Origin of the sequence: Flavobacterium notoginsengisoli, from assembly GCF_042686225.1 — a bacterium.
Lineage (GTDB): Bacteria > Bacteroidota > Bacteroidia > Flavobacteriales > Flavobacteriaceae > Flavobacterium > Flavobacterium notoginsengisoli.
On sequence record NZ_JBHUOT010000008.1, the window covers coordinates 161,123 to 175,862 of the forward strand.

Sequence of the window (14,740 nt, forward strand, 5' to 3'; positions counted from 1 at the left end):
ATCTTTAAATTAACGTTTTACTATTTTAAATAAGCCCGCATCTTTGGAACCCAAACTTAAAATTATGATATTGTTTTTCACCTCTGTATTCTTAGCAGTAAAAAGATTTTGAAGTTTGTAATTTCCTTTCTTAACCCCTAACCTTTCTAATGGAAGTGCATAGTTTTTAGGGGTAGATCCGTAGTTCAAAATCGCTACATACCAATCGTTTCCTATTTTTTGTTCGAAAACTTCAGTTGTTTGTTTTCCTGTATTTCCTTCAACAGGACGAAAAGCCACTCCATTGGCAACAATTTTAAGCAATTCCTGATTCTGAAGCCACTCTTTTGCACGCTTGCTCCAGATTCCATCTTTGCTATAATCGTCTCCTGTGATTAATGTTCCTGTAATAACTGACGAAATTAATCTTGCGCGGTTCTCTCCTTCTGTAACATCTGCAAAAACGACATGATCTGCATCTATATAATCGTACGAATAAGTTTGCCACCAGCCATAATTCACACTATTTAAGGTGTATTGTGTCTGTTCAATTGTTTTCCAGGCATCGCAGGCAATTCGGCGAACGTGAGCATAACGTGCTGTGGCCATATTAGGAGAAATTGCAGCATAAATAAGCATTTGCCCATCTAGTGCTTTTACTAAATGTTCCATTCCCATTTTATAAGCCTGCATTCCTGTAGTAACATTTTTATCATAAAATGAAGTCGATTCGGCTGCAGCGTGACCTAAAAAGTCAATTTTTATCATCTTAAAACCACAAGCTTTCAGTTTATTGATTACATAATCAACGCGTTTAAGAGTTCCCGGATGCGTAGGATCAATTGCGCGGGCACCGTCAAAATCAAAATAAGTATCTCCGGTTTTCGTCCACATTTCTCCAAAAGTATAATCACTTCCTTCTGCTTTTCGGTTTGGACCGTCTTTCCAACCCCAATCTGTAAAAGGTGCCCAATAGGCTCCAGGTTCTAAACCTCTGCTTTTGCAGTAGTCTACAAATTCTTTTAATTTACTGAAATCTCCTGAAAAACCGCCTTTTACCATATTGTCCCAAAAAGAATCTAAGTCAATAAAAGCTGTATTCCCTACTCTAAACTGCGGAATTTCTTTTGCAAAAAAATCGGCAACTTTAGTCGCGTTTTCAAAATTGATTTTTTCCATTAAAACACCCCAGCTGTTCCAGCCAACGGGAGTTGGTTTATCCCATTCAAAAACAAAAGGCTTTTCTATAATACGATTTGTTTTTCCATATTCTTCCATTCCTTCTCTCCAATCAGAGTAATATCCAACGAAGAATTTAGGAGACAAAACTTTTTCTCCTTTTATTATTCCGTGCGCAATTTCGTCACGAGTTATTTCTTTTTCTGAAAATCCGGCCCAGGCAGAAAATTGTGCTTCTTTATTTTTATTGATTGTTTTAACAGCGCTTTTCCAAACTGTATGTTCTAGCGAACCTACAATAAAGCCATTTCGTGAATTGTTATTGAATATAATTCCAACCTCTGCACTTGTATTTTGAGAAATCGTATCTAGTTTTTTAGAATTGTAACTTATAAAAGCATCGTTATCATAAGGAACAAATACGGTATGCAGATTTTCAGTTTTATCGAAAGCAAGTTTACCTAAATCTAATGGTGAAATATAATTGGTTTCAATTTGAGTTCCGTTGCTTACTATTTCTATTTGAGTTATAAAGTAAGGCTTGTTATTATATGTATAAAAACTCTGGATTAATGTTGGGTTATTTTTCTCTTTATAAGTCAGGGTATATTTTAAACCGTTTCCTAAATCATCTTTAATAGTTTGTTTTGCGAAAACAGCATCAGGATATGAATCTGCAGTTATCGCTTTTCCGTTAACAATAGCAGAAGCTTTTGCTCCGCTAAATACAGTTTTTCCAGATTGGCTAACCTCAATTGTTTTTTGTTTTGAATTGTAAATTATAATTCCGTTTTTACCAAATTCCATTTTAAAGCTCTTTTGTGCGAAAGCCGAAATGCAGAAAAAAGTCATTGTAAAAATGGATAAAAACAGTTTTTTTATAGAAAAAGGATAGTGTTTCATTAAATATGTTTTTCGGTTATTATACTATTCTATACTACAATGATACAAATTATAATTTATTTCGCAAGCACTTCAAAAAAATTTTAATGAAATATTTGAGTAATAAGCCTTTAAAAAAAATTAAATTCAGAATTTAAAAAAGGATTAGAACATAGTTTTATATCTAATAATAAAGCATTTAGTTCAAATTTATTCTGTTCAAAACTAAAGAATCAGAGGGAAATTTTTATTTCTGAATTAATTGTGAATTTTACAATTTATTCTAATAATTTCAAAAAATACAGCAGTCAGTCTCGATTAATTATTCCTGTTCTTCTTTCCAAAAACAATCTAACCTTTATAATTCATTAAATTTTTAGCCTAATATTTTCTTTAATGAATTCTTCTTTTTTACAGATTATTTAAAAATGAAAAGTGGAATTATAATATTCTAAGAAATAAAAAGATTCATTTTTTTAACAATATATTGCTATTTTTCTTATCATTGTAGCACAGTATAGTATAGTACTGCATTTTAACTATCTAAACCTAAATTATTATGCAAGAAAAAATTACAAAAGAAAAATTATCAATTAAACGGATCTTTACTGCTCTGCTCCTCTTAATGACAGTTTATGGTTCGGCTCAAACTTACGAATTTGAAAACGGCACCCGTACCAACAATGCCGACATTCAAAACTGCGATTCCTGTTCCGGAAAAATTGTTGGTAATCTGGGCGGTAACAGCAGTGTATCTGTCAATGCTACCGTAGCTTCTTCAGGCTGGTACAATCTTCAATTATTTTATTGCACCGGAGACCCAAGAACAATTCGTTTAACTGCGGGTTCAGCCACACCAATAGCCATTCCTTGTGATCCCAGTGGTGGCTGGAGTACCGCAGCTTCAAAAAATTTAAGCGTATATTTAAATAGCGGTACCACTACGCTACTTTGGGATAATCCTAATTCATGGGCACCCAATTTAGATAAGTTTATTTTAAGCCCTATAAGTTCTTCTAATCTTCAAACTATTCCTTTTGGTACCAACAATAGTATAGTTTATAATTTAGGTACTAAAACTTACAGCATTAAATTCAACGGAAATACTGTAATTGCCAATGCGTCTGCTTATGCCAATAGTGACCAGCAATATATTAGCAGTAATTTTGCAACAGCGGTTTATACTTCAGAATCCTTTACAGATAATATCGGAAGCGGTACTAAACATATTTTTACTCTTAGCGGCAATTATAGTCTTGGAATGCAGCAGATATTTTACACTTATAATGCTAAAAACTCTCTCGCCGTACAAGTTGCGCTTACAGGAAATGGATCCAATTGTTATAAAATGTCTCCTTTAACCAGTTATGAAGTAACTCCAAATTTTGGAAGCGGTGATTCCCGGGCATTATTTGTGCCTTATGACAATGACGCCTGGGTTCGTTACAATGCGTATCCGCTTAGTTCTGCAGATTTTACGGCTTCAGAAGTAACCAGCATTTATAACAATACCAACCGTAAAGGTTTGGCTATTGGTTCTGTTGAACATACCAAATGGAAAACCGGTATTATAGTTAATGGCGGAGGTTCTTCATCTGCTTATGTTTCTGTTATTGCGGGATGGACCAAAAAAGAAGTTACCAGAGACACTCGTGGTCATGGCTGGGTAAACGTTGGACAAACCAGCTGCCCGTCTCCTAAAATATTGATTAGTTCTAATGACGACTGGCGAACTGGCCTTGAGGAATTTGCGCAGGCAAATGCCGCTATGCAGCCAAAATATATTTTTGACTGGACTGCTCCAAAACCTATTGGTTGGAACAGTTGGGGTGCCATGCAAACGAGTATCAACTTAACTAAAGCCAAAGCAGTAGTAGACTTTTTTCATGATGATTGTCCGGCATACAAAACAGAAGACAATACATTATTTATCGATTTAGATTCTTATTGGGATAATATGACAGATGCGCAGCTGGCACAATTTGTTACTTACGCAAAAAGCAAAGGTTTTAAAGCCGGAATTTACTGGGCTCCTTTTGTAGATTGGGGCAAATACAATCGTCAGGTTGAAGGAAGTTCGTACCAATACAATCAGTGTTGGACTATGGTTAATGGAAGTCCTTTTGAACTTGATGGTGCTTATGCTATGGATCCAACAAGTCCGGGAACTAAGGCTAGAATAAACTACTTTATAAACCGTTTCAAAACTGCTGGATTTGAAATGGTAAAAATTGATTTTCTAACACATGCCAGTATCGAAGCAGACAGTTTTGTAAATTATCAAGTGCATACGGGAATGGAGGCTTATCAGGAAGGGATGAAATATTTAATAGATCAAATCAACGGAACCATGCTGGTACAGGCTGCTATTTCTCCAAATCTCTCAACAGGTCCTTTTGTACACGTTCGTCGTATTGCCTGTGATGCCTATGCAACTATCAGCGATACTGATTATACTTTGAACAGTACAACTTACGGTTGGTGGCAGAATCAGATTTATGATTATCTGGATGCTGATCATGTTGTTTTTGGCAATGCTTCAATAGGCGAAAATCGTGCAAGATTATTAAGCAGCGTAGTAACAGGAACAGTTACCAGTGGTGATGATTTCTCTGTAGCAGGCGCGTGGAAAGCAAAAGCACAGACTCTTTTACAAAATAATGATGTCATGGATGCCGCACGTAATGATGTACATTTTCTTCCTGCTGATGGAAATACAGGATACAATGCTGCTAACGTTTTTTCGGCAACACACGACAATATTACCTATGTCGCTGTATTTAATTACAGTAATGCCGCAGTAGTTAATAATATCAATCTAAGTCGTTTAGGCTTAGGTTCCGGAAATTACAATGTTAAAGAATTATTCTCCGGTACTACAAGTACGACGCAAGGAACACTAAATGTACAATTACCACAGGCTGATGCTGCCTTATATGCAATATATGACGGTTCAGTATTAAGTACTCCAAATTTCAATTGGAGAACAGCTTCAACCAACTATATTTTTCCTAATCCGGCTTCAACAGCTTTCAGGATTAAATTTGAAAATCCAATCAATGGTTCGGCTACGGTTTCAATATTTGATGCGGGCGGTAAAGAACTGTCGAAAAAATCTATTGTGGTAGAAGACATGATTAGTTCAGAAATACCAATCAACGGACTGGCAAATGGAGTTTACATGATCAAAGTAACAGCAACAGGAAAACCTGTACAAAACTTCAAGTTTGTTAAACAATAAAAAATAATTAATTTAAAAATCCCTGATCTTTCATCAAATGAAAAATCAGGGATTTTTTTAAATATTACTTTACCACTGTTGCTTCCAGTTCCACCTGTAAAGTTTCAAAAAGACTTTTTACTTCCAAAACAGTACTGGATTGTTTTATATCATTATTTTGAATCCAATTTTGCACAACATCAAAATTTTCAAATAATGCTACGCTGTTTGTCGTGTAAATATTCAATCGAACAATGTTTTTGAGTTCGTAATTTGCCTCAAAAATTACTTTTTCCAGATTTTTCAAGGTTTGTTCCAATTGACTTCTCATAGGTGCATCGCTCGAAATTCCATTTTCATCAATCGCAGTTTGTCCGGAAACATACAACGTGCCCTGAACATTTGTAACTTCAACGGCCTGAACATAATTTCTGGCATCCTGCCATTTCCACGGATTTATTACTCTTTTTTCCATCTTTACATTTTTAAAATTAACAGAGGCAAAAATCAGCAGGATAATTATTTTAATGGCGTGATAAATATCACAACTTTAAAAAAGACGGCTCAGCGTTTCTCTGGAAACTCCCAAATAAGAGGCTAAATAACTTTTAGGAACACGCTGTAATAAAGATGGATTTCTCAGAAGCAACTGTTCGTATCTTTCTTTTGCATTTGAAGTTAAAAAGGATAATATTCTGGTTTGTGAACCAATATGTCCTGCAATGGATTTTCTAAGAAAAAATCGCTCCATTTTCTGTAAATCATTACAAAGCTTTTCGAAGTTTTCAAATGAAATACTATATACAATCGTATCTTCAATGCATTCTAATGACAGTGTGGCTTTACTTTGCATGTAAAAAGCCTGAAAATCAGTTTCCCACCAATCTTCCATCGCAAATGAAACGATGTGTTTTTTAGCGTCTCTATCTTCATAAACTAATTTGACAAGTCCTGATGTTAGAAAATATACATTGTGAACTTCATTACCCTCTTCAATAATAAGTTGGCCTTTACTAAAATTCTCCAAAACAAAATGAGCTATTACAAAAGCAGCTTCTTCATCTGTCAGAGGAACTACTTTTTCTATATGCGTTCTTAAAAATTGTTCTGGATTATTCATAAAATGGTTTTGATTGTAAAATTAAATCAATGTGGCTTTAAAAACAAAAAATCCAAATCCCGGAAAACCTGGAATTTGGATTTTTAAATATTGGAATTTTATATTCGTTTAGTCTAAAACAAAACTTACACTAACATTTGCAGTAATTTCAATTTCTCCAATTGCCAGAGTTTCATTTGAAGCTCCCATGGAATCTGCTTCTTTCATTCTCATAGCAGCATACATTGGCTGTGGGTGATAAACTTGTGAATTGTCTGAAATAGTAAACGCTTTACCTACTTTTTGCCCTAAAACAGAAACGTATTCTTCTGCTTTTACTTTCGCATCTTTCATCGCTAGTTTTCTGGCTTCAGATTGGTATTGTGCTAATTTAGAAGACTCAAAAGAAACTCTGTCAATTCGGTTAATTCCTTGTTGAACCAAACCTTCCATTAATTCATCGTATTTAGACAAATCTTTTACCACAATTTCTACCGTTTGTGTAGCGTTGTAAGACGTTTTCTTTTTCTCATAATCATATTGCGGATTTAGAGAAACTTGTTTTGTTTTGAAATCTGCTGTTGGTACATTCATTTTTTTGATGAATTTTAAAACAGCATCCATCTTTTCGTCATTTTGTTTTTTAACGTCTTTAGCATTATTCCCTTTTGTTTCAACCGTAGCTGAAATACAAACCTGATCAGGTGCTACTTTTACTTTTCCTTCCCCGTTCACATTGATTAGAGGTATTTGTTTGATTTCCTGGCCGTAAGACATAGTCATAAACATGATTGTTAAAAATAATACTAGTTTTTTCATTTTTGTTAAATTTTAATATTTACTAAAGGCTTTTCAAAAGTTATGCCAGCATTACAATTTTCCCAATTTTGCCATTCCAAAAAGAATCACAATCGGAATTGCAAGCAGAATTACCATCATAGTTTGGTCTGCAAATAAGGAAGGTTGTTTTATTAAAGTAATGACATAACCGCCTATAGCGCCACCAAAGTGAGCTGTATGACCAATATTATCATTTTTAGCTTTCATTCCGTAAATAGAATACAATAAATATAAAATTCCGAAAATATAGGCCGGCATCGGAATTACAAAAAATATTCCAAGCATCATGTCAGGTCTTAATAATATCGCAGAATACAAAACTCCTGTTACAGCTCCGGAAGCACCAACAGCACGATAACTATAATCGTTTTTATGAAAAAGCATCGTAAGAAGACTTCCAAAAATCAAACTTCCAAAATAAATAAGGACAAAAGAAAAAATTCCAAGCCACTCCAGCACAACTGGAGCAAAAAAGTAAAGTGTCAGCATATTGAAGATCAAATGCATCATATCGACATGCAGAAAACCGGAAGAAAGCATTCTAAATTGCTCTCCCGAACGAATACTTCCTACATGAAATTCGTACTTTCTAAAAAAAGAAAGATCATTAAAACCTTTGTAACTAATAATAGCGTTGGCAACGATAATACCGACTAAAATGATATTCATAAATCAAAATTATTGTGAATTGTAAATATAATCATTCTTAAAGATAAGTTAGCACGAAAGCAAATTATCAATCGTTAATCATTTTTAATTTATCTTTGTAAAAAAAATTTACATGCAGTTTCTTGTTTATATTTTGGCCTACCCCTTACTTTGGCTAATCTCTATATTACCTTTCCCGATATTTTACTTATTCTCAGATTTTGTATATTTTCTGATTTACAGAGTTATTGGATATCGTAAAAAAGTAGTCCGCGAAAATCTGGCACTTACTTTACCGCATTTAAGTGAAGCTGAAAGAAAAGACATTGAAAAAAAATTCTACAAACATATGTGTGATATGTTTTTGGAAATGGTTAAAACAATGAGCATGTCTCCTGCAGAAATGGAAAGAAGATTCCACGTAACCAACATTGATTTGGTATTGGATTATGCTAAAAAAGGCAAAAGCGTTATTCTTGTAGCTTCTCATTATGCCAGTTATGAATGGCTTTTAACTATAAATCCTAAACTTGGATTTCAGGGAGTTGCGGTTTATAAGAAATTAGCGAATCCTTATTTTGATAAATTGGTTCGAAAAATCCGTTCAAAATACAATACCGAAATGATCGAAACCAGAAAAGCAATTCCAACCATGGCTCAAAACCAGCGTAACGGAGTTTTAAGTATGTATGGTCTGGCAAGTGATCAATCACCAAAATTGGATAGAATTTTTCACTCAATGAAATTTATGGGAGTTGAAGTTCCTGTACACACGGGAGCAGAAATGCTGGCAAAAAAATATGATCTGGCAGTCATAATGGTCAAAGTCGAAAAAGTTAAGAGAGGTTTTTATGAAGCAACCTTTTTATCTCTTGCTGATAATCCAAAGGATTTTGAAGATTTCGAGATTACAGAAATGTATTTAAAAGAAGTAGAAAAACAAATTCTTGCCAAACCGGAGTTCTATTTATGGACGCATAAAAGATGGAAACATCGTATTGCGTAATAATTTTTAGAATACTAAAAACTAAAAAAGCCTCTTTAGAAATCAATCTAAAAAGGCTTTTCTTATTTAAACACCAGAATCTTAGATTCCGGCAATTACTTTAATTTCGTCAATAATACGAAGTGCCAATTTATCTGCCGCATCCTGAGAAGGAGCTTCTGTATAAATACGGATAATTGGTTCTGTATTTGATTTTCTTAAATGAACCCATTCTGTCGCAAAATCAATTTTTACACCATCAATGGTAGAAATATCTTCATTTTTATATTTCTCTGTCATTTGAGTTAAAATAGCATCAACATCAATTTGTGGTGTCAATTCGATTTTATTTTTACTCATATAATATTCCGGGTAAGAAGCTCTCAATGCAGCAACTGACATTTTTTTGTTTGCCAAATGTGTTAAAAACAAAGCAACTCCAACCAAACTATCACGTCCGTAGTGTAATTCAGGATAGATAATTCCACCGTTTCCTTCACCTCCAATTACAGCGTTGTTTTTCTTCATTAATTCAACCACATTTACCTCTCCTACTGCACTTGCTTCGTAGTTTCCGTTGTGGGCTTTTGTAACATCTCTCAATGCACGGGAAGATGACATGTTCGAAACTGTATTTCCAGGAGTTTTACTTAAAACATAATCTGCTACAGCAACCAGTGTATATTCTTCACCAAACATTTCTCCATCTTCGCTGATAAAAGCCAAACGATCCACATCCGGATCTACTACGATTCCGAAATCCGCTTTTTCTTTTACAACCAATTCAGAAATATCAGTTAAATGTTCTTTTAAAGGTTCTGGATTGTGAGGAAAATGTCCGTTTGGTTCGCAATATAATTCTACTACTTCCACGCCCATTTGTTTCAGAAGTTTTGGAATAATAATTCCTCCTGATGAATTTACTCCATCAACAACCACTTTAAATTTAGCTTCTTTAACAACTTCAATATCAACCAAAGGCAAGTTCAAAACTTCGTCAATATGAATATCCATATAAGCATCATTCGAAATAATTTCTCCTAAACTATCAACGTCAGAAAAATCGAATGCTTCTGCTTCAGCAATTTCTAAAATTTTAGCGCCATCAGCACCGCTTAAGAATTCTCCTTTAGCATTTAATAATTTTAAGGCATTCCATTGTTTTGGATTATGAGAAGCTGTTAAGATAATTCCGCCATCTGCTTTTTCTAACGGAACAGCCACTTCAACTGTTGGGGTTGTAGAAAGACCAAGATCAATCACATTGATTCCTAAACCAATTAAAGTATTTACAACCAAATTATGAATCATTGGCCCTGAAATTCTGGCATCACGCCCAATTACAACGGTCAATTTATCTTTAGCAATATTATTTTTTAAGAAAGTTCCGTATGCCGATGCAAACTTCACTGCATCAACAGGAGTCAAATTATCTCCTACTTTTCCTCCGATCGTCCCACGGATTCCAGAAATAGATTTTATTAGAGTCATTTTTGTGAGTTAGGGTTATTTTTTACAAATATAAAAAAGTTACCGGGTTACTAAGGTACTAAGTTTCTAAGATTTCAATTTTAACTTATAAGAAAGCACTTTCATTGCGTGTTTTTATAACAAAATGATTTAAAAAAGTTTTTATACATTTACTAAAATAACTTAGAAACTTAGCCACTAGGATTCTCAGCAACTCTATACGAAAATGAATTTCTTAGCCCATATATATCTTTCTGGAGAAAATGATTTGATTAAAATCGGGAATTTTATGGCCGATGGAATTCGCGGAAAACAATTTGAACATTTTCCCGAAGATGTTCAAAGAGGAATTTTACTGCATCGATTCATTGACACTTATACCGATTCTCACGATATTTTCAGAAAAAGCACCAAAAGACTACACGACAGATACCATCATTATTCAGGAGTTATTGTGGATATTGTTTACGATCATTTTCTGGCGAAAAACTGGACCAACTATTCTGATGAAAAGTTAGAAAGTTTTATTAATCGTTTCTACAATTCATTACATGATAATTACGATATTCTAACGGAAAAAACCCAGGGACTAATGCCGTACATGATTGAAAGAAACTGGCTTTTAAGTTATCGTACAACCGAAGGAATCCATCAAATTCTGACTCAAATGGACCGCAGATCTAAAAATATTTCTAAAATGCAATTTGCGGTAGAAGAGCTAAATGAGTTTTATGAAGATTTTGAAGAAGAATTCACCTCCTTTTTTGAAGAAATAAAAATACAAGCCAAAGCAAAATTGATTACGCTTTAACAACTTTGTTTTCCATTATAAATTCGTTACACATGAAAAAAATTACGCTCCTAGTAGCTCTTATTTATATTAATGCTAATGCTCAGCAGGCAAATCCCACAGGATTAGTTGTAACCAAAGCAATGGTCGTTTCAGCTCGTGAAGAAGCTTCAAAAGTTGGTTCAGACATTATGAAACGAGGTGGTAATGCTTTTGATGCTATGGTTGGAACAGAATTAGCATTGGCAGTTGCTTTTCCCTTTGCAGGAAATATTGGCGGCGGCGGTTTTATGGTGTACCGAAAAGCAAATGGCGAAGTCGGTTCTCTGGATTATCGTGAAAAAGCGCCATTGGCTGCAACAAAAGATATGTTTTTAGACAGTGAAGGAAATGTTATAAAAGGAAAAAGCACCGAAACAGCGCTTGCGATTGGAGTTCCCGGAACTATCGCCGGAGTTTTTGCTGTTCATAAAAAGTACGGAACCATGCCTATTGCTAAAATTTTAGAACCTGTAATTGCTTTGGCGGAAAGAGGTGTCGTAGTGACGAAAAAACAAGAAAAAAGTCTAAATGATTATCATGATAAAATTGTAAAGATTAATGGCGAAAATTCTCTTTTATCAGGAACTTTCAAAGAAAATGATACGATCAAATATCTGGCACTGGCTAAGACTTTAAGAAGAATTCAAAAGAAAGGAAGAAACGAATTTTATAAAGGAGAAACAGCAAAAATTCTGGTAGATTATCTTCAGAAAAAAGGGGGTATTATAACGATGCAGGATTTAGCCAAATATGAAGCAAAATGGCGAAAACCACTACAGTTTACTTATAAGAATTTAAAAATTACATCAATGTCTCCACCAAGCAGCGGCGGAATCTGTCTGGCACAAATTCTAAAAATGCTTGAACCTTACGATTTAGCCAAAATGGGACATAATTCTCCCGATGCCATTCAGGTTATTGTGGAAGCTGAAAGAAGAGCTTATGCAGATAGGAGTTACTTTTTGGGAGATCCTGATTTTGTAAAAATTCCGATTAAGGAATTATTTGATCAAAATTATTTAAAAGACAGAATGTCCAGTTTTAATCCTGAAAAAGCCACTTTATCTACAGAAATAAAAGAAGGAAAAGTCAATTACGCCGAAAGTACAGAAACCACACACTATTCTATTGTCGATCAATTTGGAAATGCCATTGCAGCAACAACAACTTTAAATGACGGTTACGGTTCAAAATATTATTGTGACGAATTAGGTTTCTTTTTGAACAACGAAATGGACGATTTTAGCGCTAAACCGGGTTCTCCCAATATGTTTGGTTTGGTTGGAAATGAAGCCAACAGCATTGCACCGCAAAAACGTATGTTAAGTTCGATGACACCAACCATTGTAGAAAAAGACGGAAAATTATTTATGGTTGTGGGAACTCCTGGAGGTTCTACCATTATTACTTCGGTTTTGCAAACTATTTTAAATGTTTACGAATATAATCTGAGCATGCAGGAAGCCGTAAATGCACCTCGTTTTCATCATCAGTGGTTACCTGATTTAATCACTTTTGAACCTAATACTTTTGAGTCAAAAACAATTGATCAGCTTAAAGCTAAAAATTATTTAATCAATGAAAAACCAACTCCAATTATTGGAAAAGTCGATGCTATTTTAGTTTTACCAGACAACAAATTAGAAGGAGGAGCCGACTTTAGAGGAGATGACAAAGCTGTAGGTTTCTAACAGAACTGAGTTTTTATTTTTTTAATCTAAGATTATAGTCTAATTTTGTAAGAACGATAATTTTAAAACAGAATGCTCAAAAAATATTTTAGACGACTAGAAAGCATCATTGCTTTGGCACAATCCTTACTGACACCAAAGCAGTTTCTCTTTTTATCGAGCGTTCTTATCGGAATATCTTGTTCTTTTGCTGTTATTGTACTTAAAACTTTCGCACACAGCGTTTTTTCTTTTGCAACTTATATTAACGGAATCCTTAAACTGAGTTTCATCAATAGTATTTTGCCTATTGTCGGAATTCTGTTAACCGTTTTTGTGGTTAAAAAAGTCTTAAACGGAACCATTCAAAAAGGTACTTCCCAAATCCTTTATGCTGTAGCAAAAAAAGCAAGTATAATTCCCAGAAAACAAATGTATGCTCAAATTGTAACGAGTTCGTTGACGGTTGGTTTAGGAGGTTCCGCAGGTCTTGAGAGCCCGATTGTAATTACAGGAGCTGCATTTGGTTCCAATTATGCTCAAAATTATAAGATGCAGTATAAAGACCGAACTTTATTGATCGGTTGCGGAGTTGCTGCCGGAATCGCTGCTGCTTTTAACGCTCCTATTGCCGGTGTTCTTTTTGCTATTGAAGTTTTATTGGTTGATGTCAGTATTTCTGCTTTTACTCCTATAATGATTTCTGCTGCAACCGGTGCATTAGTTTCTGCTATTGTTCTGGATGAAAGCATCCTTTTAAGTTTTAAAAAACAAGAAACTTTCGATTATCACAATATTCCTTTTTACGTAATATTAGGAGTACTTACAGGACTTACAGCGATTTATTATTCCCGAAATTTCCAAAGAGTTGAGCATTATTTCTCCAAACAACAAATCAATCCTTATAAAAAAGCCTTAATTGGTTCGTCACTTTTAGCATTACTGATTTTTGTTTTTCCAACTCTATTTGGTGAAGGTTACGAAAGTATTCGAACTTTATCTGAAACCGATCCCGGAAAATTATTAGACAATACCCTTTTCGCAGATTTTAGAAACAATCAGTGGGTTTTACTGCTTTTTGTTGGTGCCACTATGATGATGAAAGTTTTTGCTTCAGGACTAACTCTTGGAAGCGGTGGAAATGGAGGAAACTTTGCTCCTTCTCTATTTTTGGGTTCTTATTTAGGATACTTCTTTTCTAAATTTATCACTATGATTGGTTTATCTAAACTTCCGATTACCAATTTTACAATGGTTGGAATGGCCGGGATTCTAAGTGGTTTATTTCATGCTCCATTAACTGCGATATTCTTAATTGCTGAAATTACAGGAGGTTACGGATTAATGATTCCGCTTATGATTGTTTCTTCTATCAGTTTTGCGATTTCTAAACGCTATGAGAAATATTCGCTTGACGTAAAAGGACTGGCAAAAAAAGGTCATGCATTTACCAGTAACAAAGACTCCAATATCTTATCGACTTTAGATATTGATACTATTATTCAGTGCGATTATCTGACGGTTCATCCTGAAGAAAATCTAAGCAAACTGGTTGATCTTATTTCACATTCCAATCAAGTCGTTTTTGCAGTTGTTGACAATGAAAAAGAACTGGTTGGCGTAGTCCATTTTAATGATATCAGAGAGATTATCTTTAATTCTTACAGAGTAAAATATACGCTGATAAAAGATGTGATGAAAACACCTCTTGCTACCATTTCTTCTTTTGACAGCATGGAAATTGTAATGAGTAAATTCGAAAAATCTAAATCGGCATTTCTTCCGGTTTTAAGAAATGGAAAATATTATGGTTTCATTTCCAAATCTATAGCGCTTGAGGCTTATCGAACCAAACTTAGAGCTATGACGATTGAATAAGACTTAATTTAATAACCCCAAATCAATAATTTCTTTTCTTTCCAAAAACAATAAACCA

Annotated in this window: 11 protein-coding genes; 5 read left to right on the forward strand and 6 right to left on the reverse strand. The window is 34.3% G+C overall.

Annotated features, from left to right (window positions below; translation table 11 throughout):
• Positions 1-9: 9 nt before the first annotated feature.
• Positions 10-1,965: an alpha-galactosidase gene (locus tag ACFS3A_RS18050; RefSeq protein WP_379826964.1), complete on the reverse strand. Its 1,956-nt coding sequence runs from the start codon at positions 1,963-1,965 to the stop codon at positions 10-12.
• A 634-nt stretch (positions 1,966-2,599) separates the two neighbouring features.
• On the opposite strand from ACFS3A_RS18050, the gene ACFS3A_RS18055 reads away from it, so the two are divergent.
• On the forward strand, positions 2,600-5,281 hold the full coding sequence (locus tag ACFS3A_RS18055) for a T9SS type A sorting domain-containing protein (RefSeq protein WP_379826965.1): 2,682 nt from the start codon (positions 2,600-2,602) through the stop codon (positions 5,279-5,281).
• Between the two features lie 64 nt (positions 5,282-5,345).
• Here the strand turns inward: ACFS3A_RS18055 and ACFS3A_RS18060 are convergent, their stop codons facing one another.
• The 4 genes from ACFS3A_RS18060 to ACFS3A_RS18075 all read right to left on the reverse strand — a co-directional run bounded on the left by ACFS3A_RS18060 (position 5,346) and on the right by ACFS3A_RS18075 (position 7,868).
• Positions 5,346-5,735 carry a RidA family protein gene (locus ACFS3A_RS18060; protein WP_379826966.1) on the reverse strand — a complete coding sequence of 130 codons (390 nt, stop codon included), beginning with the start codon at positions 5,733-5,735 and terminating at the stop codon, positions 5,346-5,348.
• A gap of 75 nt (positions 5,736-5,810) precedes the next feature.
• Positions 5,811-6,380, reverse strand: a complete 570-nt coding sequence (locus tag ACFS3A_RS18065; protein ID WP_379826967.1) for a Crp/Fnr family transcriptional regulator — start codon at positions 6,378-6,380, stop codon at positions 5,811-5,813.
• A gap of 108 nt (positions 6,381-6,488) precedes the next feature.
• Positions 6,489-7,178: an SIMPL domain-containing protein gene (locus tag ACFS3A_RS18070; protein ID WP_179005101.1), complete on the reverse strand. Its 690-nt coding sequence runs from the start codon at positions 7,176-7,178 to the stop codon at positions 6,489-6,491.
• Between the two features lie 51 nt (positions 7,179-7,229).
• Positions 7,230-7,868, reverse strand: a complete 639-nt coding sequence (locus tag ACFS3A_RS18075) for a rhomboid family intramembrane serine protease (RefSeq protein ID WP_379826968.1) — start codon at positions 7,866-7,868, stop codon at positions 7,230-7,232.
• 112 nt (positions 7,869-7,980) lie between these two features.
• Between ACFS3A_RS18075 and ACFS3A_RS18080 the strand changes: the two genes are divergently transcribed.
• Positions 7,981-8,853, forward strand: coding sequence for a lysophospholipid acyltransferase family protein (locus tag ACFS3A_RS18080; protein ID WP_379826970.1), 873 nt, complete (start codon positions 7,981-7,983; stop codon positions 8,851-8,853).
• 81 nt (positions 8,854-8,934) lie between these two features.
• Here the strand turns inward: ACFS3A_RS18080 and glmM are convergent, their stop codons facing one another.
• Entirely contained in the window at positions 8,935-10,323 is a 1,389-nt protein-coding gene (gene glmM, locus ACFS3A_RS18085; protein ID WP_379826971.1) for a phosphoglucosamine mutase, read from the reverse strand.
• A 205-nt stretch (positions 10,324-10,528) separates the two neighbouring features.
• On the opposite strand from glmM, the gene ACFS3A_RS18090 reads away from it, so the two are divergent.
• From ACFS3A_RS18090 to ACFS3A_RS18100, 3 genes are all read left to right on the forward strand, one after another.
• A complete protein-coding gene (locus ACFS3A_RS18090) occupies positions 10,529-11,113 on the forward strand; it encodes an acyl carrier protein phosphodiesterase (RefSeq protein WP_379826972.1) in 585 nt (194 codons plus the stop codon).
• Between the two features lie 32 nt (positions 11,114-11,145).
• On the forward strand, positions 11,146-12,825 hold the full coding sequence (gene ggt / locus ACFS3A_RS18095) for a gamma-glutamyltransferase (protein ID WP_379826973.1): 1,680 nt from the start codon (positions 11,146-11,148) through the stop codon (positions 12,823-12,825).
• Between the two features lie 72 nt (positions 12,826-12,897).
• Positions 12,898-14,682: a chloride channel protein gene (locus ACFS3A_RS18100; protein ID WP_379826974.1), complete on the forward strand. Its 1,785-nt coding sequence runs from the start codon at positions 12,898-12,900 to the stop codon at positions 14,680-14,682.
• Positions 14,683-14,740 lie beyond the last annotated feature (58 nt).